The 22,174-nt window shown below is 70.0% G+C and carries 19 protein-coding genes, 1 tRNA gene and 2 pseudogenes; 13 read left to right on the forward strand and 9 right to left on the reverse strand.

Annotated features, from left to right (window positions below; translation table 11 throughout):
* The first annotated feature begins 53 nt into the window (after nt 1-53).
* The 3 genes from I2W78_RS19845 to I2W78_RS19855 all read left to right on the forward strand — a co-directional run bounded on the left by I2W78_RS19845 (nt 54) and on the right by I2W78_RS19855 (nt 1,289).
* A tRNA-Arg gene (locus I2W78_RS19845) sits at nt 54-126 on the forward strand.
* Nucleotides 127-432: 306 nt separating this feature from the next.
* Nucleotides 433-654 (forward strand): hypothetical protein, encoded by a 222-nt coding sequence (locus I2W78_RS19850; RefSeq protein WP_196461629.1) that lies wholly within the window; start codon nt 433-435, stop codon nt 652-654.
* A 419-nt stretch (nt 655-1,073) separates the two neighbouring features.
* On the forward strand, nt 1,074-1,289 hold the full coding sequence (locus I2W78_RS19855; RefSeq protein WP_196461630.1) for a hypothetical protein: 216 nt from the start codon (nt 1,074-1,076) through the stop codon (nt 1,287-1,289).
* A 109-nt stretch (nt 1,290-1,398) separates the two neighbouring features.
* On the opposite strand, the pseudogene I2W78_RS40570 reads toward I2W78_RS19855, so the two are convergent.
* Nucleotides 1,399-1,627 (reverse strand): annotated as a pseudogene (locus tag I2W78_RS40570) (site-specific integrase); the annotation flags it as partial.
* A 244-nt stretch (nt 1,628-1,871) separates the two neighbouring features.
* On the opposite strand from I2W78_RS40570, the gene I2W78_RS19860 reads away from it, so the two are divergent.
* On the forward strand, nt 1,872-3,824 hold the full coding sequence (locus I2W78_RS19860) for an NHL domain-containing protein (protein WP_196461631.1): 1,953 nt from the start codon (nt 1,872-1,874) through the stop codon (nt 3,822-3,824).
* On the opposite strand, the gene I2W78_RS19865 is transcribed toward I2W78_RS19860, so the two are convergent.
* The 6 genes from I2W78_RS19865 to I2W78_RS19890 all read right to left on the reverse strand — a co-directional run bounded on the left by I2W78_RS19865 (nt 3,817) and on the right by I2W78_RS19890 (nt 8,779).
* Nucleotides 3,817-4,449: a hypothetical protein gene (locus I2W78_RS19865; protein ID WP_196461632.1), complete on the reverse strand. Its 633-nt coding sequence runs from the start codon at nt 4,447-4,449 to the stop codon at nt 3,817-3,819. The genes I2W78_RS19860 and I2W78_RS19865 overlap by 8 nt on opposite strands.
* Nucleotides 4,446-6,143, reverse strand: coding sequence for a polyprenyl synthetase family protein (locus I2W78_RS19870; RefSeq protein WP_196461633.1), 1,698 nt, complete (start codon nt 6,141-6,143; stop codon nt 4,446-4,448). Before I2W78_RS19870 ends, I2W78_RS19865 begins: the two co-directional genes overlap by 4 nt.
* Nucleotides 6,140-6,877 carry a hypothetical protein gene (locus I2W78_RS19875; protein WP_230885515.1) on the reverse strand — a complete coding sequence of 246 codons (738 nt, stop codon included), beginning with the start codon at nt 6,875-6,877 and terminating at the stop codon, nt 6,140-6,142. Before I2W78_RS19875 ends, I2W78_RS19870 begins: the two co-directional genes overlap by 4 nt.
* A gap of 431 nt (nt 6,878-7,308) precedes the next feature.
* Nucleotides 7,309-7,617 (reverse strand): hypothetical protein, encoded by a 309-nt coding sequence (locus tag I2W78_RS19880; RefSeq protein WP_196461634.1) that lies wholly within the window; start codon nt 7,615-7,617, stop codon nt 7,309-7,311.
* A gap of 127 nt (nt 7,618-7,744) precedes the next feature.
* Entirely contained in the window at nt 7,745-8,182 is a 438-nt protein-coding gene (locus I2W78_RS19885; protein WP_196461635.1) for a hypothetical protein, read from the reverse strand.
* 243 nt (nt 8,183-8,425) lie between these two features.
* Entirely contained in the window at nt 8,426-8,779 is a 354-nt protein-coding gene (locus I2W78_RS19890) for a DoxX family protein (RefSeq protein ID WP_196461636.1), read from the reverse strand.
* A gap of 117 nt (nt 8,780-8,896) precedes the next feature.
* Here I2W78_RS19890 and I2W78_RS19895 point away from each other — a divergent pair, with 117 nt between their 5' ends.
* The 8 genes and pseudogenes from I2W78_RS19895 (at nt 8,897) to I2W78_RS19930 (ending at nt 19,825) form a co-directional block, all read left to right on the forward strand.
* Entirely contained in the window at nt 8,897-9,796 is a 900-nt protein-coding gene (locus tag I2W78_RS19895; RefSeq protein ID WP_196461637.1) for a DUF2797 domain-containing protein, read from the forward strand.
* Between the two features lie 198 nt (nt 9,797-9,994).
* Entirely contained in the window at nt 9,995-10,735 is a 741-nt protein-coding gene (locus I2W78_RS19900) for a response regulator transcription factor (protein ID WP_196461638.1), read from the forward strand.
* A complete protein-coding gene (locus tag I2W78_RS19905; protein WP_196461639.1) occupies nt 10,732-12,366 on the forward strand; it encodes a sensor histidine kinase in 1,635 nt (544 codons plus the stop codon). The genes I2W78_RS19900 and I2W78_RS19905 overlap by 4 nt, the downstream gene beginning before the upstream one ends.
* A 14-nt stretch (nt 12,367-12,380) precedes the next feature.
* Nucleotides 12,381-13,787 (forward strand): bifunctional glycosyltransferase family 2/GtrA family protein, encoded by a 1,407-nt coding sequence (locus tag I2W78_RS19910; RefSeq protein WP_196461640.1) that lies wholly within the window; start codon nt 12,381-12,383, stop codon nt 13,785-13,787.
* Between the two features lie 2 nt (nt 13,788-13,789).
* A pseudogene (locus I2W78_RS19915) lies at nt 13,790-15,942 on the forward strand (ArnT family glycosyltransferase).
* A 110-nt stretch (nt 15,943-16,052) separates the two neighbouring features.
* Nucleotides 16,053-17,549: an MFS transporter gene (locus tag I2W78_RS19920; RefSeq protein WP_196461641.1), complete on the forward strand. Its 1,497-nt coding sequence runs from the start codon at nt 16,053-16,055 to the stop codon at nt 17,547-17,549.
* A 41-nt stretch (nt 17,550-17,590) separates the two neighbouring features.
* Entirely contained in the window at nt 17,591-18,352 is a 762-nt protein-coding gene (locus I2W78_RS19925) for a TetR/AcrR family transcriptional regulator (protein WP_196461642.1), read from the forward strand.
* Between the two features lie 243 nt (nt 18,353-18,595).
* Nucleotides 18,596-19,825 carry an IS701 family transposase gene (locus I2W78_RS19930; protein ID WP_196461643.1) on the forward strand — a complete coding sequence of 410 codons (1,230 nt, stop codon included), beginning with the start codon at nt 18,596-18,598 and terminating at the stop codon, nt 19,823-19,825.
* 120 nt (nt 19,826-19,945) lie between these two features.
* On the opposite strand, the gene I2W78_RS19935 is transcribed toward I2W78_RS19930, so the two are convergent.
* A complete protein-coding gene (locus tag I2W78_RS19935; RefSeq protein WP_196461644.1) occupies nt 19,946-20,416 on the reverse strand; it encodes a PPOX class F420-dependent oxidoreductase in 471 nt (156 codons plus the stop codon).
* A gap of 208 nt (nt 20,417-20,624) precedes the next feature.
* Between I2W78_RS19935 and I2W78_RS19940 the strand changes: the two genes are divergently transcribed.
* A complete protein-coding gene (locus I2W78_RS19940; RefSeq protein WP_230885516.1) occupies nt 20,625-21,305 on the forward strand; it encodes a GAF and ANTAR domain-containing protein in 681 nt (226 codons plus the stop codon).
* 9 nt (nt 21,306-21,314) lie between these two features.
* Here the strand turns inward: I2W78_RS19940 and I2W78_RS19945 are convergent, their stop codons facing one another.
* On the reverse strand, nt 21,315-22,136 hold the full coding sequence (locus I2W78_RS19945) for a YceI family protein (protein WP_196461645.1): 822 nt from the start codon (nt 22,134-22,136) through the stop codon (nt 21,315-21,317).
* Between the last annotated feature and the right edge of the window lie 38 nt (nt 22,137-22,174).

A 22,174-nucleotide genomic window follows, 5' to 3' on the forward strand; every position in this document is an offset into this window, starting at 1 on the left:
CCGCGAGCGGGCCGGAAGGAACGGGAGCGGCGGGGAAAACAGAACACAGACAAGCACTCGTAGCTTAACGGATAGAGCATCTGACTACGGATCAGAAGGTTGCAGGTTCGAATCCTGCCGAGTGCGCACAGGTCGAAGGCCCCGGAGAGATCCGGGGCCTTCGGCGTTTCCGTAGACCTCCGTCGTCATGGCGATCTGCGAGTGCGGAGGACGCGCAGCGCACGCGCGCCTGATCGGTCGGCCCACTCGCCCTGGTGGCCGGCTGTGGTCGTCTGAGGTTCGTGCCGCCACGGTCAGCGAAGGAGACCCGCGGCCGATTCTCGCCTTCACCAGGTCGCGAACCCGCAGGTCAGTGGTGTGGCGCGGTTGTTCTCTTCCGGATCTGTGCCGACGGCCATAGCGAGCGGGATACGCGTAGGCTCATACTGAGCCATGACAAAACCTGCGGGATCGAAGCGTCATTTGCCCACCAGCCCCTTCAAGGTCCCGGCCACACCGGCTCCCAAGCACTTCGCCATGGGCGACCAAGTCACGCATGACGTGTACGGTCTCGGCCGGGTCATCGGCATCGAGGACGGGATCGCTGCGCTCGTGGACTTCGGCTCGGCGCAAATGCGGATCCTGAGCCCGTACACCAAGATGACCAAGCTGTAGGACCGCTGTGCCCGGCCACGGCACACCAGGCCCCTTCAGGGACCTGTACCGAAAGAGAGACCTCTCATCGATCTGACACCGCTGTTCTCCGCCCCGGACGGGCAACCCCGCTGCTCCGGTGCAGCATCGCCGCCTCCGACGACAAATCCCTTCCAGGCCCCTGACTTCGGGCAGGACGCCTTGCCGTTCGAGGACGCGCAGGAGCCCGACCCCAAGGCAGCCTAGTCAGGCTCCGTGGCCGCTCCGGCGCAGCTTTCCAAGCTGGGGGCCCATCAGGACACCGAAGCTGGTCGCTCCTACAGCGGGGGCGGGCCGCCGTCATGGACTATGACCGCGTGCACTACTTCATCGGAACAGGTTGAAATGGCCGCGCCGGGCCCTGCCTTGGCCGTGGATGCTTCGCGTGTCACGATCGGGCCGTGATCAAGCTTTCGAAGATCGTGAGATGGGCAGACGTCGTCCTCGATCTATTGGGCCTGGCGTTCGGCGTGATGGTGCTGATACTGGGTATCGAGACCTACCGCAACGGCGGTTCCATAGGCTGGCCCATAGCCGGGTCAGCCATTTTCTTGATCAACTTCTGGGTGGCTGCCCGTCGCCTCGCCCGGCGCAGGAAACCGACTCCAACGCCGTAGAGCGTGCAGGCGCCTCCCACCAGTGACGGCAACCCTGACGGCAACGACGGTTCAGGGACCGGCCGCCTTCCGGTCGCCGCGCCCGTCTGTTGGGCCCGGCGCATCCGGAGAGGATCTGACGGCCCGCCCGCTGGATCTGATGATCCACGTACAGCTCACCCGTCTCGAAGTCGATCGACTTCCAGGTGAGTCCGAGGACCGCACCGCGACGCAATCCTCGCCACGTTCTTGCCGATCTCCTCTTCGGTCACGGCGTGGGTGAGTGCGGCCCGCAACGCGTCGCGTGCCGCCTGGACCACCTGACCGGAGGGGTATGCCTCACAGCACTCCCTCACAGACGACACGACGTCGGGGGTGCTCGCCGATGCTTGGGCAGCGCGTGGCTCCCCCGGGCAGTTGCCTGTGGTTCGCGGGCGACTGAAGTTCGTGCGACCAGGCGCAGATGACACGAAAGGTCTGACCTGGCCAGGCACTCTCAGTGTTCCTGTGATTGCATGAAGTGACATTCGCCCAGGTGTTCCAAAAGGGCGAATGTGTTCGATTCCCGGGCACGGTCTGTGCCCGAAAGGAGCAATCCACGTCATGACGACCACGATCAGCAGGACCGCACTGCAGTACGAGACCAAGTCCGCGAACACCCTATGGACGTTCGCCGGCGGGGGGACCGCGACCGTCGCCCCGTACGGCGATGGCCACAAGTGCACCGACGCGGTGCTCAGCTGGCCGCACGGGCTCGCCGTCGCGCCCTCCGGCGACGTCTACATCGCCGATAACCTGCACGGCAAGGTGCGCAAGGTCGACCCGCAGGGCGAGATCACCACGGTGCTCGGCGGCGGTGCCGCGAAGACCAACGGCGGCAGCGAGGCGCTCTCGACGCTCCTGAGTGGCCCGAACGGCCTCGCGCTCGACGGTGAGGGCAACCTCTATGTCGCGGACGTCGGCCACCAGCGCATCCTCAGGGTCAACGCCACCCAGGGGACGATCGGCGAGTCGGCCACCTTCGACGTCATCGCGGGCGACGGCCACGCGAACGTCACGCTCGCCCTGAACTGGGAAACCGGCCTCGCCGTCGACCGGAACGGCGATCTGTACTTCTCCGACCCGGACCGCCACCTCGTCTACAAGTTCGACAAGTCGCGGGAGGAACTCTCGGTCGTGGCGGGCAGCACCTCTGCCACCGACCAGGCGGACGGCGTCCAGGCAACCGGAACCCTGCTGTCCTTCCCGGCAGGCCTCGCCTTCGACGGCAACGGTGACCTGTACATCGCCGACCTCGGGCACAACCGGGTACGGAGGGTGGAGATGTCCACCGGCAGGATCCACGCGTTCGCGGGAGATCCGGGCGGTGGCAACGCGGCTGATGGAGTGCAGCCCAAGGCGGCGAAGCTGAGCTGGCCCTGCGCACTCGCGATCGACACCGCGGGCAACGTGTTCATCGCCGACTACCTCAACCACGCCGTGCGGGTGGTCTCGGTCAAGGACAAGAGGGTGCACACGGTGGCCGGTACGCCGCCGACACCCGAATACAAAGGCGACGGTGCCAAGGGCAGGGCGGCGTACCTCCATGGCCCCTGTGCCCTGGCGTTGGACGACGCCGGCAATCTCTACATCGCCGACAAGTTCAACAACCGGGTCCGCGCCCTGATCAAGGCCGCGGACATGGGGATGAAGCACGGCAACGACACGAACGTCGTCGTGCCCAAGGGCGCCGACCTCTACGGCGAGGCCGTGAATCCCGGCACCGTTCACTCCGGCGAGGTCATCCGGCTCGGTGTGATGGTGCGCAACCGTGGTCCGCAGACGGCCGAGGGCAAGGAAGTGACCGTCACGCTCCAGCTGCCGCCGGGCCTGGAGTGTGCCGACGACCGATCGCAGCAGTGCACCCGCAACTTCCCCGACAAGAAGCTGCTTCCGTACACCGACGCCCTCTACGGGGTGTTCGACGTCCGTGCGACCGGCACGGCCGCCGGGCCCGTCACCGCGATGGTCGCGATCTCGTACGTGAACGAGACGCACCCGCGCGACAACACGCTCGCCCTGCCGCTGACCGTCGTCGCCACCAACGGCGGAGGCACCAACAACGGCAAGACCACGGTTCAGGCCGCCGACGAGACCGCGCTGTTCCTCAAGCAGTCCGGCATGCCGATGAACCACGACATCGAGGCCATCAACATCGGGATGAGCCCGATCCCGGGGCAGCCGGTGCGTGCCGACAACGTCGAGCAGGTGTTCCACGCGCCGACCGGGTGGAAGTTCACCGGCCAGGTGGACGCCAGTTACGGGCGGGTCCTGCAGCAGGACCCGATGCCCACCGAACCGCCGTGGGCCATCAACGGCAAACTCGCCGACGAGGGTCGGACCATGACCTTCCGCAGCAACCTGCACGCGTTCACGTCGGCCAGTGACCGGGGCAGCATCCAGTACGTGCTCCATGTCCGGCCCGACGGGAGCAAGTCGTCGGCCGGGGTGTACGAGGACGGCAGCGCCCGGATCGGCAAGGGGGAGCAGATCAAACTGAGGGGACTCGTCAGCTGACCCCTCTGTTGCCGGCGAGCAGGGGGCCCGCGACCTGGACCAAGCCCAGCGTGACGTCCGTATAGAGGTGGAATCCCCCCTCCAGTGGCGGCGGTGCGGACTCGGCAGCCTCATTCGGGCCTGCCGGGTCCGCGTCCGTCTCGACGGGTTCCGCGGTGTCGTCGCCCGTGGCCAGGGCGTGGGTGAGGTCGGTGACAAGCCCGTCGTAGGCCGCGCGTGCGGTGACGGACAGCCACCGCAGCGGCAGGTCGAGAGTGGAGGCCGTATGCCGCAAAGGCGACGGCGGGACCTCGGAGGGCGCGTCGAACATGGTCGTCAGCCATCTCAGCGGCAGGTCCAGGGCCCCGCGCAGCTCCGCCTCGGACATCAGTGCCGGGGCAGGGCCGTGTGTCATGAAGTCCTCCCACTCCAACAGGTCGAAGAGGAACTGCCCGGCCTTGAAGACCGGCCAGGGCGCGAGTGCCTGCAACAGGGTGTCCGCGCGATGAGGTTGCGTGAGACGCAGGGCCACGCCGTGGCGGGCGAGGGTGCACAGCACGGCTCTCGTACGGCTGTTGCCTCTGTCCAGCAGCGCCAGCAGGCGCGTGTCCTGCTCGGGCAGGGGCAGGATGTCCTCGGCGGTCACAGCGGTCGGCTCGTGACGTAGTGGGCGATCTGACGCAGCACGGCCTTGCCTTCGTTGTCGGGGATGAAATCCAGGTCGTTCTCGAAGCGCTCGATGCCCTCCTGGGCCAGGACACTCGCGAGATCGACGGCGTACTCGATGGATTTGTGCGTCCGCATGGCGGCGAGCAGTTCCTCCGCGTCGGCCTGCGTCTTGTCGGCCCGTGGGCGGCGCAGGATGTCGGACAGGCGGGCACGCAGCGCGGGTTCGGCCTCTCGGAAGAGGTGGATCAGCATGATCGTGCGCTTTCCCTCCAGCAGGTCGCCCAGTGGCTCCTTGCCGTACAGGTGCTCTTCGCCGACGAGGTTGAGCACGTCGTCCTGGATCTGGAACGCGATGCCGATGAGGCGGAACGCCTCGTCGAAGCGGGAGAGCAGTGCGGGGTCGCTGACGCCCGCGCAGGCCGCGCCGATCCGGCAGGGGCTGATGCAGGTGTACCAGCCGGTCTTCTTCGTGCTCATGGTGAAGTAGGAGCCGTCGTCCTTGGGCACGTGGTTCCAGCGGATCCAGCCGAGTTCCATGGCCTGTCCCTCGATGGACTCCCGGCACATGTGGATGGCCTCGTGGATCAGGGCGAGTGTGCGGGCGAGCCCCAGCGTCTGAAGGTTCGCGAGTACGGCGTCCACGGCGAGCAGGTTGAGTCCGTCGCCGACGTTGACCGCGAGGCCGAGGCCGAGTTCCTGGTGCATGGTCGGCAGGCCGCGGCGATGCGTGGACTCGTCCGCGATGTCGTCGTGCACCAGAAAGCCGTTGTGGAACAACTCGAGTGCGGCCGCCATGCGCACCGCGTCCTCCGGGCGCCCGCCCAGTGCCGCGCAGGCGGCGATGGTGAGTGTGGGCCGAAGTCCCTTGCCCTGCCGCTCCGGATAGGACCGCATCGGCGTGTACAGGGCAGCCCGGGGCTCGCGGTCCGGGATGAAACCCCGCATCTCCTCGGTCGTCCTCGCCCGGCAGACCGCCATGGTTTGCATCAGGTCGGCGTCGCTCACCGCCTGCGACTCCCACCAGGGTGAACTCTTGCGTCGCGCCCCGTCCCACAGCAGTCGCGGCGCCGCGACCACGGTGTCACCCACCAACGCCGGGGCGCCGGCGCGCGGTACGACGTCCTGGGGGGTACGGCGCGCGAGATAGTCCAAGGCCTGCCAGCCACTGGGCGCGTACGGCCCCGGGACGGGGGCGGCTGAATGCGTCTCGCCCCACAACCAGGGTGCCTGCTCGCGGTAGTCGCGCCACAGCTCCTGGATGAAGCGCAGACCGGACGCGCGCTGTGACAGCAGGCCGAACGCGCGCTGGACCGCGAGCAGTTTCTCCCTGTCACCCCGCATGTCGAGGCTGTCCGGGAGCACCTGGTCGATGGGCCGCAGCTGGAGGTCGAACACGAGATTCATCGCGCGGTTGTCGAAGACGACCTCGACGTCCGGGACCTCCGTCGTCGGTGCCGGGGCGCGCACGATGAGCCGACTGTGCTGTGCGGTGAGCACGGCGGCGCTGCCGTCACCGAAGGAAAGGCCGAGGCGGGTGCCCCGCAGCTGCTCCGCCGCCGCGGCGACGATCGCGGGCGCCCGATCGGACAGCGCTTGGAGTGTCTCCGTCAGCAGCCGGGCCCCGGTGAAGGGGACTCCTGCCCCACGGTTCTCGGTCAGGGTCTCCGTCATCGGGCGCCACCGGCGAACTCCACCACGGCGCCGGCCTCGAAGGCCAGCGACCGTCCGGACACCACGGCCTCCACCCTGCAATCCCCCAGTACCTCATGCACGCTGAAGGGGCGCAGTGTGGTCTCGGAGGGGTTGGCGATCCGGGCGGCGGTCCTGGCGTGGAAGTCCAGGCGTACACGGTCCTGCCCGCAGATCCCGGTGATCAACAGACGACGGGGCACCGGGGCGGCCGGTGGGGTACCCAGCATCCCGGCCAGCGGCGGCACGAGGACCACCCGATCGCGGTCCAAGAGCCCCTGCACCGCTACTTGCAGGCTCCGACGCGGGAAGTGCCGCAGCAGCCGGCCGCGCCGCCAGAGCATGACGGAGCCGTTCGTCGCGTCGCTGGGCGCGGTGGGCTGGAGAAGGGTGAACACCACGGCGGCGGGCGGTGCTGTCGCCGCTTGACCCGACTCGGCGGCGTCGTTGGCGAAGCCGAACACCCACCCGCCGAGTTCGGGCCAGCTCCACCGGCCTCGCACCCGCTCGTGGTAGCCGAGCATGGTCTCCATCGACTCCGGTGGCGCGTTGAGCGACCCGTCACCGGTGGTCCAGGAGCCCGTTGCCCGTACGCCGGGCTCCGACTGCCAGCGCAGGTGTCCACCGTTGCCGAAGGGCGCGCACTGCGAGGTGCACGGCCTGCTGGTCCTGCTGAGGTGCAGGGTCACCGTGGGGCCGCGTCCGTGGCCTGCCACGTGGAACGGGTGGTCGGTAGTGGCAGCGGGAGACAGCCGGAACGAGGACCAGGGACGCTCGGAGTGTGTGGCGTTGAACTGGGTGGAATCCCAGCGGCCGTCACGCCGGTGAGTCAGCAGGATGGCCATCCGTTGTGGTGCGGCCTGTGGTGTTCGACCTTGATCGGGGCCGAGGACCGACAGGTTCGCAATGATGGCCTGACCCGTCGAAGACAGAAACGCATAGTGCAGCCACTGTCGGTCGAGTGAATCGACGAGAGGTGCGTCTGGGAAGGGACCTGGGGGTCCGAGCGACGGCAATGTCGATGCACGCTGCGTAATGGACACATCGCGCAACGTAGCAGAAAGTGACAGAGGCAATTGCGGAGGGCATCTGCGTCACCGGGGTATGGCGGGAGCTGACGGGGCCGGTTTGGCGGGCCGGACGGGCCTCAGTAGAGGATGACCCGCCAGCGCTCGACCCACAGCAGCTGCCCACTGCTCGTATCGCGCAGCTGGACTCGATCGTCGTCCACCTGCCAGACCGCGCCATAGAGCGTCCTGTCGTCGAGGTCCGCTCTGACGGTGTCGTACACCTCCAGGTCGTTCTCGACCGGGCGGGACCACGAGTGCCCGCATCGCGCGCAGACGTAGTGGACGACATCGCGCCCCGCGACCGTCACGAGGCTGCCCGGTCGGACCTGCTCAACCAGGCACCGCGGGCACGGGTCGGCGGTGTGCGCGCCTACGGATCGGGACATTGCCCGATCTCGCAGTCGCGCTCCAGTTCCCGCGGACCGTGGACCACGCCGGTGAGCGTGCTCAAGGATGTCGGGGCGCCGGGCTTGTTCAACGCCGGACCGGACCGGTGCACCGGGTCGGAGTCGGCTATCGGCCGGCCAGGGGCAGGGCGGCGGCTATCGCGTTCCGCTCCTTGCGGCCGATCAGCGGGAAGATGATCTTCAGGCCCTGCTCGCTCTCCGGTGAGGAGACGACGAAGGACGAGTTGAGCAGACGTTCCTTGATGTCCGTGCGGACGAGTCCGGCGCGCGGAATCGTCATCAGGTGCTCCTCCGGCCGGGCGAAGGTCGGGTTCGCCCGGAAGATGAAGATGCGCCGGTCCGTCATGGCCAGGTACATGGGCGTCGGCGCCGGGATCACCGCCATTCCACCGCCGCTCATGATCGCCGAGGCTGCCGCGAACGCCGCCGTTCGGCGCACGGAGACGGAGCTCAGGTTCACGATGGTCGTGACCTCGACCCGCTCCCCGGGCTCGAGCATGGGGTCGATGGCGGCCAGCAGCAGTCTGCGGCGCTTTCCGTTCATGGGTGGTGCTCCTGGAGGTTCGACGTGCGACGATCCACCTCGTCGGCGTGAATCGTCGGCATACCTTGCCACATACGGTCACCGACTCCCCCGGACGCCGGCCGGCCGGAATCATCCCGTGACCAGGTCTCCGTGATCCCTGGACCCTTCCGGCGATCGGTTCCCGAACCGTGCGGAAGTGACGGGCTGTCATGGATTTGGCCGGCAACGGGCATTGTGGCTCGCCCGGCACGGCTCCCGGCGTCACTGGGCCTGGTGGGCGATGCTCAGCACCAGTGTCGCCAGGGACAGGCCGAAGTACGCCGACCAGGGGCCCAGTTGGCGGTCGTGGACCTTGATGTGGGCCCAGAGGGCACCCAGGAAGTACAGGACGAGGCCTGCCGCGGTGAGGGTGCCCAGTGGGGGGATGGCCAGGCCGGTCAGGAGGCCCAGGGTCGCAGTTGCCAGGAGCGTGCCCAGGGGGCGGATCCAGGAGTGGGGGACGCGGAGCCGGTCCGCCTGGGCTTTGGGGTAGTCGTGGCCGATCAGGTTGGCGACGGCCGCGGACGAGGTCGCGGTCGCGGTGAGGAGGGTGAGGACGAGGTACGTGGTGAACATGACGGCTCCCGCTTGGCTCGATGGTCACTTTCCCGACGTTGCGGGTGCGTGAGAGGTGACCGGGCCTGCCGTCGTGAACCGGCCCGTTGTCAGTGGGTCCGCCTACGCTCGGAGTCGATGGCACAGGTGTGGAAGTGCTCGGGACTGCGGTGGGCGGGCAGTGGTCCCGTGCTCGAGTGGAGTGGCGGGCGGCGCAGTGCGCTGGCGTGGGGGAAGTGGGTGAGCTTCGGGGTCGCGGAAGGAGGGGTGCGGGCGTGTGTGGGAGCGCGGGGCCATGTGTGTCCCGTCGGGGCCGTCGTGCCGGGGCGGAGCATCGGGGCGCGGTGCGAGGAGTGTGCGCGGTTGGATCGGGCGCACTCCGTTGCCGCCGACGCGGTGCCGGACGATCCACGGGCCTATCGCGTGTATCTGGCGTGGTTCGGGCCCGGGATGGTGAAGGTCGGGATCACTGCCGTCGAGCGGGGGGAGGCTCGGTTGCTGGAGCAGGGGGCCGTCTGTTTCAGCTGGCTGGGGGTGGGGCCGTTGATGGCCGCGCGGCGGGCCGAGGAGATGGCGCGGGCCGCCCTGCGGGTGCCGGATCGGATTCCGTACGCGGCCAAGCGGGTCGTGCGGGCCCACTTGCCCGGGACGGAGGCCGAGCGGGCGGCCGAGATCGAGGAGCTGCACCGGCGCGCCACCGCCCTTCCCGGGTGGCCGGAGTCGCTGGCGCGGCTGCCCCTCCGGCCCGTCGATCATGTGGGGGCGTTCGGGCCGGCGGGCGTGCCGGACGCCGTGGGGGAGGTGAGTGAGCTGGTCGCCGGTGGGGAGGTGAGCGGTGAGCTGGTCGCTGCCGCCGGGCCCGATCTGCATCTCGACGTCGGCGGGCGCGTCGTGGTGCTGGATACGCGGCTCATGAGCGGGTGGGAGTTGGTGTCCTCGCACGCGGGCCAAGGGGGGCATGGGGTCCGAAGGGGTCGCCTCTCCTTCCCCCTGCGGGAGTTCCGGGAGGTGGGGGCTTCACAGGACGGGTTGTTCTGACGTGCCCACGGCACCCCGACCGTGCCCACGGCACCCCGACCGTGCCCACGGCACCCCGACCGTGCCCCCACCCCGTCGTCCACGAGACACCCCCGTGAGGGATTCCCAGGCGTCGCCTGTCAGGTCCCTGTGGATTTCTCAGGCAAATCACAGGTAGTCGAAAGGGGGCTCTCAGAGGCGGACGACAAGGTGTCCGCCATGACCACGACCTCGCCCCAGGGGCGCACCGAACTGCTGAGGCCGGACGGGAGCCCCGTCCGGGTGCTTGTAGTGGACGACGAGCTGTCCATCACCGAGCTGCTGTCCATGGCCCTGCGTTACGAGGGCTGGCAGATACGCAGCGCGGGGGACGGCCAGGGTGCCGTCCAGACCGCGCGCGAGTTCCGGCCCGACGCCGTCGTACTCGACATGATGCTGCCGGACATGGACGGGCTGGCCGTGCTCGGCCGGCTGCGGCGGGAGCTGCCGGATGTGCCGGTGCTGTTCCTCACCGCCAAGGACGCCGTCGAGGACCGCATCGCCGGGCTCACCGCCGGTGGGGACGACTACGTCACCAAGCCGTTCTCCCTGGAGGAGGTCGTCGCGCGGCTGCGCGGGCTCATCCGGCGGTCCGGCGCCGCCGACCGGCGGTCCGACTCCGTGCTCGTCGTCGGGGACCTCACCCTCGACGAGGACAGCCACGAGGTGACGCGGGCCGGCGACAACATCCACCTCACCGCCACCGAGTTCGAGCTGCTGCGCTTCCTCATGCGCAATCCGCGGCGCGTGCTCAGCAAGGCGCAGATCCTGGACCGCGTGTGGTCGTACGACTTCGGCGGGCAGGCCAACGTCGTCGAGCTGTACATCTCGTACCTGCGACGGAAGATCGACGCAGGGCGGGAGCCGATGATCCACACCCGGCGCGGGGCCGGTTACCTGATCAAGCCCGCCGCGTCATGACCCGGCGACGACAGCCGCGTACGCAGCGGCGGCGAGCGGCACAGCCGCGCACCCTGCGGACGCGACTCGTCGTCTCCGCGGTGACGCTCATCGCGGTGGTCTGCGCGGTGATCGGCACGGTGACGACGGTGGCGCTGCGCTCGCATCTGTACGACCAGCTGGACGGGCAGGTCACCGACGCCGCCCGGCGCGCGGCGGGCCCTCCGGTCGGGTTGGTGCAGCCGGACGGCGGCGAGCGGGGGCTGGGCGACCCGGGCGGATCGCCGGTGTCCGAGACGACGGACCAGCGGCTGGACAACTTCGTCACCAAGGGCCCGACGCAGGCCGACACCGTCGCCGCCGTCGTGAGTGACGACGGCACGATCACCAGGGCGGTCGTCGCCCAGGAGGAGTCCTCCACGAGCGGCGGCTTCGAGCGGATGAAGGCCGTCGAGCTCACCGCCGCCCAGACGGCCGCGCTGGCCGACGTGCCCACCAGCGGCATCCACACCGTCGACGTCCCGGGCCTGGGCGAGTACCGCGTCACGTACATGACCGGCGACCGGGGCAACGCCCTCGTCGCGCTGCCCACCGACACCGTCACCAACACGATCAGCACCCTGATCATCGTCGAGGTCAGTGTCACCGCCGCCGGCCTCGTCGCGGCCCTGCTGGCCGGCGCCGCCATCGTCGGCGTGGCCCTGCGCCCCCTGCGCAAGGTGGCCGCCACCGCCACCCGGGTCTCCGAACTCCCCCTGCACACCGGCGAAGTCAACCTCAGCGAACGCGTTCCCGAGTCCGAGACCGACCCGCGCACGGAGGTCGGCCAGGTCGGCGCCGCGCTCAACCGCATGCTCGACCATGTGCACGGCGCGCTGCACGCCCGGCAGCGGAGCGAGACGCGGGTACGGCAGTTCGTCGCGGACGCCAGCCACGAGCTGCGGACACCGCTCGCCTCCATCCGCGGGTACGCCGAGCTGACCAGGCGCGGCAGGGAACAGGTCGGGCCCGACACCCGGCACGCGCTGGGGCGGATCGAGTCCGAGGCGGGCCGGATGACCCTGCTCGTCGAGGACCTGCTGCTGCTCGCCCGCCTCGACGCGGGGCGCCCGCTGCAGTTCGAGCAGACCGACCTCGTACCGCTCGTCGTGGACACCGTCAGCGACGCCCGCGCGGCCGGAAGGGACCACAACTGGCGGCTGGAGCTGCCCGACGAGCCGGCCCTGGTGTCCGCCGACGCGGCCCGCCTCCAACAGGTCCTCGTCAATCTGCTCGCCAACGCCCGTACGCACACACCCCCCGGTACGACGGTCACCGCACGCGTCCGCAAGAACGGGCACTGGCTGTGCGTGGACGTCCAGGACGACGGGCAGGGCATCCCGCCCGAACTGCTCCCGCACGTCTTCGAACGGTTCGCGCGCGGCGACTCGGCCCGCTCCCGTTCGACCGGCTCGACCGGCCTGGGGCTCGCCATCGTGCAGGCCGTCGCGGCCGCGCACGGCGGTGCGGTGACCGTGGACAGCGTGCCCGGGCGGACCGTGTTCACGGTGCATCTGCCCGCGCTCGCCCCGCTGCCGGCTCCCGAAATGAACTGGCAACCGCACTCACAGGCACACCACAGCGCCACCACACCGGCACAACAGGGGGTTTGACAAGAGTCGTTCGCATGCGAACCGACTCTTCTCCCGGCACCCTGCCGGCGCGGGAGCACCTCCCGGCCGGAGACGCCGGTACGCCTGTCCTGGACGTAGTGATTCCCGTCTACAACGAGGAGAAGGACCTCCAGCCGTGTGTGCTCCGGCTGCACGAGCACCTGACGCGGACCTTCCCGTACCCGTTCCGCATCACCATCGCGGACAACGCGTCGACCGACACCACCCCGCAGGTGTCCGCGCGGCTGGAGGCGCGGCTGGCGGAGGTCCGGGCCTTCCGGCTGGAGCAGAAGGGCCGCGGCCGCGCGCTGCGCACCGTCTGGTCGGCCTCCGACGCCCCGATCCTCGCCTACATGGACGTCGACCTGTCGACCGACCTCAACGCGCTGCTGCCCTTGGTGGCGCCGCTGATCTCGGGCCACTCGGACCTGGCGATCGGCTCCCGGCTCAGCCACAGCAGCAGGGTCGTGCGCGGCGCCAAGCGGGAGTTCATCTCCCGCTCCTACAACCTCATCCTGCGCGGCTCGCTCCAGGCCCGCTTCTCCGACGCCCAGTGCGGCTTCAAGGCGATCCGGCGTGATGTGGCCCAGGTGCTGCTGCCGCTCGTCGAGGACTCCGGCTGGTTCTTCGACACCGAGATGCTGGTGCTCGCCGAGCGGGCGGGACTGCGGATCCACGAGGTGCCGGTCGACTGGGTCGACGACCCCGACTCGACGGTGCACATCGTCAGGACGGCGACCGAGGACCTCAGGGGCGTGTGGCGGGTGGGCAGGGCCCTGGCCACCGGTTCGCTACCACTGGACCGGCTCGCACGGCCGTTCGGTGACGATCCGCGGGACCGCGAGCTGACCGACGTACCCAAGGGACTGGCCCGGCAGCTGCTCGGCTTCTGTGTCGTCGGCGCCCTGTCCACCCTCTTCTACCTGCTGCTCTACACAGTCTTCCGCGGCTTCACCGGCTCCCAGGTCGCCAACGCGCTCGCCCTGCTCGTCTCCGCGATCGCCAACACGGCCGCCAATCGCCGGCTCACCTTCGGGGTGCGCGGCCGCGGCGGGGTCGTCCGGCACCAGGCGCAGGGCCTGGTCGTCTTCGGCATCGGCCTCGCCCTCACCAGCGGCTCGCTCGCCGCCCTGAACACCGCGACGACCAGCCCCGGCCACTCCACCGAGCTGGCCGTGCTGATCGCCGCCAACCTCGCGGCGACGGTGCTGCGGTTCCTGCTCTTCCGGGCGTGGGTCTTCCCGGAACGGCGCGATCCGGAGCCCGCCCCCGTACCGACGTACACCAGCGAGCCGTACACCGCCGAGCCGTACAGCCCGTACCAGTTCCGCGCCGGTGCCGCCGCGAACCACACCACCTGGGGGGACGCCACCCTGCGACTGCAGCCGGTGCGTCCGAACGACACCGATCCGAGGGACTGACGATGACGACCACCACCCTGCGGCCCCCGGCAGCCGGCCTGCCGACGGAACCCGCGTCCGACGAACCCCGGCAGCCCTTCGTACGACGGCTCTGGCGCGGCCGGCCCGAGGACCCCCGCTGGGCGCGCCCGGCCTTCCTCGCCACGCTCCTCGTCATCGGCGCGCTGTACACCTACAACCTCACCGCCTCCGGATACGCCAACTCCTTCTACTCCGCGGCCGTCCAGGCCGGCAGCCAGTCGTGGAAGGCGTTCTTCTTCGGCTCGCTGGACGCGGCGAACGCCATCACCGTCGACAAGCCCCCGGCCTCCCTGTGGCCGATGGCCCTCTCGGTGCGGCTCTTCGGGCTCAACTCCTTCGCGATCCTGTTCCCGCAGGTGCTGATGGCGGTGGCGACGGCGGGTGTGCTGTACGCCTCCGTGCGCCGCCGGTTCCCGGCCACCGCCGGGCTGCTCACCATGGCGGTCTTCGCGCTGACGCCGGTCGCCGCGCTGATGTTCCGCTTCAACAACCCCGACGCGGCCCTCGCCCTGCTGATGGCCACCGCCGTCTACTGCACTCAGCGCGCGCTCGACAAGGCGCAGACCAAGTGGCTGGTGTGGGCCGGAGTCGCGGTCGGACTCGCCTTCCTCGTCAAGACGCTCCAGGCGTTCCTGATCCTGCCGGTGCTCGCCCTGGTCTACGTCGTCCTCGCACCGACGACCGTACGCAGGCGGCTCGGGCAGGTGCTGCTCGCCGGGCTCGCGATGGTCGTCGCGGGCGGCTGGTGGGTGGCGATCGTCGAGCTGTGGCCGGCGTCCTCCCGCCCCTACATCGGCGGCTCGCAGAACAACTCCTTCCTGGAGCTGACCTTCGGCTACAACGGCCTCGGCCGGATCAACGGCGAGGAGACCGGCAGCGTCGGCGGCGGCCGGGGCGGCGGCTGGGGCGAGACCGGCTGGGACCGGATGTTCGGCTCCACCATCGGCGGCCAGATCTCCTGGCTGATCCCGGCGGCGCTGATCCTGCTGGTGGCGGCCCTTGTCCTCACGCGCAAGTTCAAGCGGACGGACACCACCCGCGCCACCTTCCTCCTCTGGGGCGGCTCGCTGCTGATCACCATGGTGATCTTCAGCTTCATGCAGGGCATCTTCCACGAGTACTACACCGTCGCCCTCGCCCCCTATATCGCCCCGCTGATCGGCATGGGCGCGGCCCTGCTGTGGCAGGAGCGGGGCCGGACCTGGGTGTCGCTGACCCTCGCCGCCGCGACGACGGCCACCGCGGCCTGGGGGTACGTCCTGCTGAACCGCTCCTCCGACTACTACCCCTGGCTGAAGTGGCTCGTGCTGGTGGGCGGGCTGGTCGCGGCGCTGGGCCTGGTCTTCGCGAACCGGCTCGGGCGCCGACTCGCCCTTGGTGTCGTGGCGTTGAGCTTCGTGACCGGGCTGGCCGGTCCGACCGCGTACGCGCTCACCACGCTGGGTGAGGGTCACACCGGCTCGATCGTGACGGCCGGTCCGGCGGTCGCGGGTGGCCGGGGCGGCGGTCCCGGTGGGGGCGGCGGTATGGGTGGCGGTCCCGGTGGGGGCGGCTTGCCGGGGGTGGTCAGAACCAGCAGGGTCAGGGTCAGCAGGGCCAGGGCGGCGGCATGGGCCAGCCCCCGACCGGCGGCACCGGAGGCTTCCCCGGCCAGAACCAGCAGGGCCAGAACGGCCAGAACGGCCAGAACCAGCAGGGCAACACCTTCCCCGGCGGCGGCCGGATGGGCGAGCGCGGCGGAGGCATGGGCGGCGTCGGCGGTCTCCTCAACGGCGCCTCCGTCTCCGACGAGGCCAAGGAACTGCTGGAGAAGAACGCCGGGGACTACACCTGGGCCGCCGCCGCCATCGGTGCCCAGAACGCCGCGAGCTACCAACTCGGCACCGGCGAGGCCGTGATGGCGATCGGCGGCTTCAACGGCACCGACCCGTCGCCGACGCTGGCCCAGTTCAAGCAGTACGTGGCGGACGGCAGGATCCACTACTTCATCGCCGGAGGCGGTGGCGGTGGCGGCATGGGCGGCTCCAGCGACGGCACGTCGTCCCAGATCACCTCGTGGGTCCAGGAGAACTTCAAGGAGGTCACGGTCGGTTCGGCCACGTTCTACGACCTGACGCAGCCGACGACGAGCTGACGCCCGCGCGTCCCGTACTCACCCTTTTCCCGCCGTGCGCTCGCTCGCACGGCGGGAATTCTCTTGTACGGCGTTGTACGCCGTATAGGAAGTGTTCTACGGTGTACAGCATGTCGACGACCTCCAACGTGCAGGCCCCGGAGCGGACCCCCGCCGGTCACCCGCAACGCTGGCTGATCCTCGGTGTCATCTGCCTCGCGCAGCTCACCGTGCTGCTGGACAACACCGTCCTGAACGTGGCGATCCCCTCCCTCACCCAGGAGCTGGGCGCGGCCACCTCCGACATCCAGTGGATGATCAACGCCTACTCCCTCGTGCAGTCGGGCCTGCTGCTCACCGCGGGCAGCGCCGCCGACCGCTACGGCCGCAAGAAGATGCTGATCGCCGGTCTGGCGCTGTTCGGCATCGGCTCGCTGGTGGCCGGACTCGCCGACTCCACCGGGCAGTTGATCGCTGCGCGGGCCGGGATGGGCGTCGGCGGCGCGCTGCTGCTGACCACCACCCTCGCCGTGGCCATGCAGATCTTCGCGCCCGAGGAGCACCCCAAGGCGATCGGCATCTGGAGTGCCGTGAACGCGCTGGGCTTCGCGACCGGGCCGCTGATCGGCGGGTTCATGCTGGACCACTTCTGGTGGGGCGCGATCTTCCTGATCAACCTGCCGGTCGTGGCGCTCGGCCTGGTCGCGGTGGTGGCGCTGGTGCCGGAGTCGAAGAACCCGCAGGGCGACCGGCCCGACCTGCTCGGCGCGCTGCTCTCCACGATCGGTATGGGCTCGCTGGTGTTCGCGATCATCTCCGGGCCTGAGCACGGGTGGACGTCCGGGCAGGTGCTGGTCAGCGGGGGCGTCGCGGTGGTCGTACTCGGGCTGTTCGCCTGGTGGGAGAGCAGGATTCCGTACCCGATGCTGGATCTGCACTTCTTCCGGGACCAGCGGTTCACGGGGGCGGTGGCCGGTGCGGTGCTGATCACCTTCGGTATGGGCGGGGCGTTGTTCCTGCTGACGCAGCATCTGCAGTTCGTGCTCGGATACGAGCCGCTGGAGGCGGGCCTGCGCACGGCGCCGCTCGCCCTGGTCGTGGTGGTGCTCAACTTCTCCGGGCTGTCGGCGAAGTGGACGGTGCGGCTCGGTACGCCGGTGTCGATCGGGCTCGGGATGGTGCTGATGTCGGGCGGGCTGGTGGCGATCGCGATGCTTGCCTCCGGCGGGTATGCCGGGACGCTGCTCGGGCTGGTGCTGATCGGGGTGGGGTGCGCCATCGCCAACCCCGCGATGGCGCACGCCATCATGAGCGCGATTCCGCCCGCGAAGGCGGGGGTGGGGGCCGGGATCAACGGCACGCTCGCGGAGTTCGGCAACGGGTTGGGGGTTGCGGTGCTGGGGGCTGTGCTCAACTCCCGGTTCGCTGCGTTGATTCCGGTGGCGGCGAGTTCGTTGCCGGCGGCGTTGGCGTCGGCGGGGTCCGAGGTTGAGCGGCGGGAGATTACTGAGGCGTTCTCGTCCGGGCTTCAGACCAGTCAGTTGGTGGGGGCTGTTGCTGTGCTGCTGGGCGGGCTTGTGGCGGCTGGGTTGTTGAGGCGGGCGGAGCAGAAAGGCGTTGCAGCCTAGCCTTGTGAGCAGGGAACCCCTTGTCGAGGAAAGGTGCGCCGATGGCGAAGGCGGCTGCTGGGCGGGCTCCGCGGGCCAGTGTGTGGCTGGAGGGGAAGGCGCGCCGGAGTGGGCGGGGCGGTGGGCAGCCGTCGGGGCTGGACCGGGAGCGGATCACCGAGGTGACCGTGCGGCTGCTGGACGCCGAGGGGCTCGCGAAGTTCTCGATGCGGCGGCTGGCGGCCGAGCTGAGCGTCACGGCGATGTCCGTCTACTGGTACGTCGACACCAAGGACGACCTCCTCGAACTCGCCCTCGACGCCGCCTTCGGCGAGCTGCGGCTGCCCGACCCGGACGCCGACGAGGACTGGCGCGACCAGCTGCGGGCGCTCGCCACCGAGTACCGGGCGCTGCTGGTGCGCCACCCCTGGCTGTCGCCGCTCGCGGGGAAGTACCTCAACATCGGGCCGAACTCGCTGGCGTTCTCCCGGGTCGTCCAGCGCGTGATCCGCAGGACGGGGCTGCCCCCGCACCGCGTGACGGGTGCCATCTCGGCCGTCTTCCAGTTCGTGTACGGCTACGGCACGATCGAGGGCCACTTCTTCGCCCGCGTCGCGGAGACCGGCATGACCCCGGACGACTACTTCCAGCACTCCATGAGCTCGGTGAGTGAGGTCCCTGAGACCGCCGAGGTCATCGAGGAGTCCAAGGACATCATGGCGGCCCGTGGCGGCGACACGGTCGCCGAGATGATGGACCGGGACTTCACCTTCGCCCTGGACCTGCTGGTGTCCGGCATCGAGGCGATGGTCGAACGGGGGTAACCAGGGCCTGTCCGGCGGATCATGCCGCAGACGCGGGGTTTGGCACCCCCATCTGCCGCGTTGTCGTCGGTCGCCGACGCTCCGCGTCGACTCCCTCCTCCGCCTTGCAGCTGCGCGCACCAAACCCCGCTCACCTGCGCCGATGAGTCACCGCGGATTTCCTGCGACCTGATCCGCCGGACAGGCCCTAGTAGTGCTTCGTTACGTCGAGTGATCTCGCCTGGTGGTGGGCATCTTCGTGGTGTGAAGCTGGGGGAAGTGGAACGGCTCCGCGGTGAGTTAGCAGAGTTCGTTGCCGATGTCTTGGGGTCGTTGCCGCGGCGGGATCAGCGGCGGTGGGGCGATTGTTATCTGCGGGGTCTGATGCTGGACGGCCGGCGGAAGTCGATCCAGCCGATGGCCGAGCGGCTGCCGGACGGCAACATGCAGGCCCTGCAGCAGTTCGTGAACCAGTCGCCGTGGGACCCGCTGCCGGTGCGGCGGCGGATCGCCCAGCGGTTGTGCGAGGCGATCCGCCCTGAGGTGTGGGTGGTCGACGATGTGTCGTTTCCCAAGTGCGGCACGGCGTCGGTCGGGGTGGCCCGGCAGTACTGCGGAGCGCTGGGCAAGCGGGCGAACTGCCAGGTCGCGGTCAGCGTCCACGCGGCCACCGACACAGCATCGTGCCCGTTGGAGTGGGAGCTGTTCCTGCCCCAGGAGTGGGCGCACGACGATGGTCGGCGGCAGCGCGCTGGGATACCCGTGGAGGTCGGGCATGTCTCCAAGACGCACCTGGCTCTGGGCCTGTTGGACCGGCTGGCCGGGCAGGGATTGGCGGTGCCGGTGATCGTGGCCGATGCCGGCTATGGCCGCAGCGTCTCCTTCCGGCTCGCACTGGAGGAACGCGCCTGGACCTACGTCATGGCCGTCGACCCGAAGGAGATCGCGCGGCCTGCCGACGCCGAGCCGTATCAGCCGGCTTATGGCGGGCTGGGACCACCGACCCTGCCCCGCTACCGCGAGAAGCCCTGCCCGTTGCCCGGCCTCGTTGATGAAACCGCCGTGTTCGAGGAGGTCACCTGGAGGCAGGGCAGCAAGGGGGCGATGACCTCGCACTTCGCGGTGCTTCCGGTGCGGCCCTCGGGCAAGGAGGCCTGCCGCACCGCCCAGGAACAGGCCGGGGGACGCAGCCGGTGGGACGGTGTGCTGCCGCTGCGGACCCTGCTGGTCGAACGGCCCGAAGAAGCCGACGAGCCGACCGGCTACTGGATGACCAACCTGCCCGCCACCACTCCGATCGCCGACCTGGTGCGGTGGGCCAAGATGCGCTGGCGGATCGAGCACGACTACCGCGAACTCAAACACGGCCTGGGCCTGGACCACTTCGAAGGCCGCACCTGGCGCGGCTGGCACCACCACGTCACCCTCGTCACCGCCGCCCAGGCCTTCCTCACCCTCAGGCGGCTCGACCCAAAAGCCCAAGCGCCGGCCTGACCCTCTACCAGGTCCTTGGTGCCCTTCAGGACCTGCTGAGGTGCTGGACCGGCACCTGCACCACCTGCGGCCGCCCCCTCACCACACCCCGAAGCAGAGCCAGAACCTAACGAAGCACTACTAGTCGCCCTCGACCAGCCGCGCCGGAAATCCACCGGTGGCCACCGGCCCCCACCGCTCCGGTGTGACCCGGATGATCGACTTGCCCTGCTTCAGCATGGCCTGCCGGTACTCCGTCCAGTCCGGGTGCTCCCCGGCGATGTTGCGGTAGTACTCCACCAGCGGTTCCACGGAGTCGGGGGCGTCGACGACCTCGGCGGTGCCGTCGATCTGGACCCACGGTCCGTTCCAGTCGTCGCTCAGGACGAGGACGCTGACCCGGGGGTCCCGCTTGGCGTTGCGGGTCTTGGCGCGCTCCGGGTAGGTGGACACCACGATCCGGCCCGAGTCGTCGACTCCGCAGGTCAGCGGGGACGCCTGGGGGCTGCCGTCGGCGCGGCGGGTGATCAGGAGGGCGTGATGGCGGGGGCGTACGAAGTCCAGGAGTTCGTCGAGCGAGACGCGGGTGTTGGTCGCGATGTTCGGTGCCATGGACGGCAGCCTACGGGGAGCGGGGTCCGCGGAGGCTGACCCTGCCAGGAGTACCGTCGGCCGGGCGTCACCCGAATGCAACAGAGCGGATAAAGTGCTGTCCGTCCTGTGCTCGCAGTCGGGAATGTGCTGCGGAGCTCTCCTGCGCACGGCCTTTTGGCCGCGCTCGCTGAAGAGGTTCGTGGTGACTGCGTCCGAGTTTTCTGGTTTGCCCCGTTTTCCGGCTGGTTTCGAGCTGGCCGAAGCCCTGACGGTGGCGGCGCAGCAACTGCACGAGACCCTCACCCCGGACACCACCCTGAACACCGCCGTACGGCTCGCGGTGCGGCTGCTGCCGGGCGCCGAGTACGCCGCGATCTCCGTGATCGAACGGGACGGCCACCGGCGTACGGCGGCCTGGAGCGACGAGCTGGTCCGCGCCGCCGAGGGCACGCGGAGCGACCGTGCCCGTCCGCCGTACTGGACGCGGCTGTGGAACGCCCCCGTCGTCCGGCTCGCCGACAGCGAGGCCGAGGAGGGTGGCGACGGCCCGGCCGGTCTCGGGCTGCGTTCGGCGCTGGCGCTGCGGCTGCGGGCCGACAAGCGCAGCCTGACCGTGCTCACCGCCTACGCCCGCAAGCCGCACGCCTTCGACGACGTGGCGACCCGGATCGGCCGCCTGTTCACCGCGCACGTCAGCATCGCCCTGGACTCCGCGACCGTCCGCGAGCAGCTCACCGAGGCCATGCGCACCCGTGACCTGATCGGCCAGGCCACCGGCATCGTGATGGAGCGGATGAACATGGACGCGGCGGAGGCCTTCGACAGCCTGGTCCGGGCCTCCCAGCGGGAGAACATCAAGCTGCGCGACCTCGCCCGCCGGCTCGTGGACGCACAGCCCCCGGCCTGACGGGACGGCTCAGGCCACCGGCAGCGACTCCCCCTGCACCGCCTGCACGTCCAGCTCCACCTTCAGCGTCGTACCGATGGCGGCGATGCCCGCCTGCACCACCTGGTTGTAGTGCATGGCGAAGTCCTCGCGCCGCAGTTGCGTGGTCGCGCGGAACGCGGCGCGGGTGCCGCCCCACGGGTCGGGGCCGGTGCCGAGGTAGGCGAGGTCCAGGTCGACCGGGCGGACGACGCCGTGCAGGGCGAGTTCGCCGTGCACGGTCCAGCGGTCGGCGCCGGCCGCCGTGAGGCCCGTCGAGCGGTAGACGATCTCCGGGTGCCGCTCGACGTCCAGGAAGTCGGGGGAGCGCAGATGCTGGTCCCGCATGCCGTTGCCGGTGTCGATGGTCGCGGCCCGGATGACCGCCGCGACCCGGGACTTGGTGATGTCGTCCGGGGCGATCTCGATCGTGCCGGCGAAGTCCGTGAACCGGCCACGCACGCTGGAGATCCCCAGGTGCTGGGCGACGGCGGCCACGCCGGAGTGCGCCGGGTCGATCGTCCACGGCCCCGGCGGCGGCAGCTCCGCCCCGCCCTGCCGGGCCAGCGTCACCGTGCCGACCTCGGCCCGCCCGCTCGCCGTGACGATCGCGCTCGCGGCGGCGGGCACGTATCCGACCGCCGTGACGACGACGGTGTACGCCCCCGGCTCCAGCGGCGTCAGGTCCCGCACCGCGCCCTCGGCGTCCGCCTCGGCGCGCAGCACCTGCGTGCCCCTCGCGTCCGTCACGGTGACGACCGCGTGCGACACGGCCCATCCGTCCCGGGTACGGATCCTCGCGGTCAGTCCCATGTCCTTCGCAACTCCCTGTACTGGAACCGGCCCGTGAC

It is taken from the genome of Streptomyces spinoverrucosus, assembly GCF_015712165.1.
Taxonomy (GTDB): Bacteria; Actinomycetota; Actinomycetes; order Streptomycetales; family Streptomycetaceae; genus Streptomyces; species Streptomyces spinoverrucosus_A.

Coding starts and splice junctions, on each gene's coding strand:
- I2W78_RS19850 (WP_196461629.1), top strand. CDS start 433: ATGACAAAACCTGCGGGATCGAAGCGTCATTTGCCCACCAGCCCCTTC.
- I2W78_RS19860 (WP_196461631.1), top strand. CDS start 1,872: ATGACGACCACGATCAGCAGGACCGCACTGCAGTACGAGACCAAGTCC.
- I2W78_RS19870 (WP_196461633.1), bottom strand. CDS start 6,143: ATGACGGAGACCCTGACCGAGAACCGTGGGGCAGGAGTCCCCTTCACC.
- I2W78_RS19880 (WP_196461634.1), bottom strand. CDS start 7,617: ATGTCCCGATCCGTAGGCGCGCACACCGCCGACCCGTGCCCGCGGTGC.
- I2W78_RS19885 (WP_196461635.1), bottom strand. CDS start 8,182: ATGAACGGAAAGCGCCGCAGACTGCTGCTGGCCGCCATCGACCCCATG.
- I2W78_RS19890 (WP_196461636.1), bottom strand. CDS start 8,779: ATGTTCACCACGTACCTCGTCCTCACCCTCCTCACCGCGACCGCGACC.
- I2W78_RS19895 (WP_196461637.1), top strand. CDS start 8,897: ATGGCACAGGTGTGGAAGTGCTCGGGACTGCGGTGGGCGGGCAGTGGT.
- I2W78_RS19900 (WP_196461638.1), top strand. CDS start 9,995: ATGACCACGACCTCGCCCCAGGGGCGCACCGAACTGCTGAGGCCGGAC.
- I2W78_RS19905 (WP_196461639.1), top strand. CDS start 10,732: ATGACCCGGCGACGACAGCCGCGTACGCAGCGGCGGCGAGCGGCACAG.
- I2W78_RS19910 (WP_196461640.1), top strand. CDS start 12,381: ATGCGAACCGACTCTTCTCCCGGCACCCTGCCGGCGCGGGAGCACCTC.
- I2W78_RS19920 (WP_196461641.1), top strand. CDS start 16,053: ATGTCGACGACCTCCAACGTGCAGGCCCCGGAGCGGACCCCCGCCGGT.
- I2W78_RS19925 (WP_196461642.1), top strand. CDS start 17,591: ATGGCGAAGGCGGCTGCTGGGCGGGCTCCGCGGGCCAGTGTGTGGCTG.
- I2W78_RS19935 (WP_196461644.1), bottom strand. CDS start 20,416: ATGGCACCGAACATCGCGACCAACACCCGCGTCTCGCTCGACGAACTC.
- I2W78_RS19945 (WP_196461645.1), bottom strand. CDS start 22,136: ATGGGACTGACCGCGAGGATCCGTACCCGGGACGGATGGGCCGTGTCG.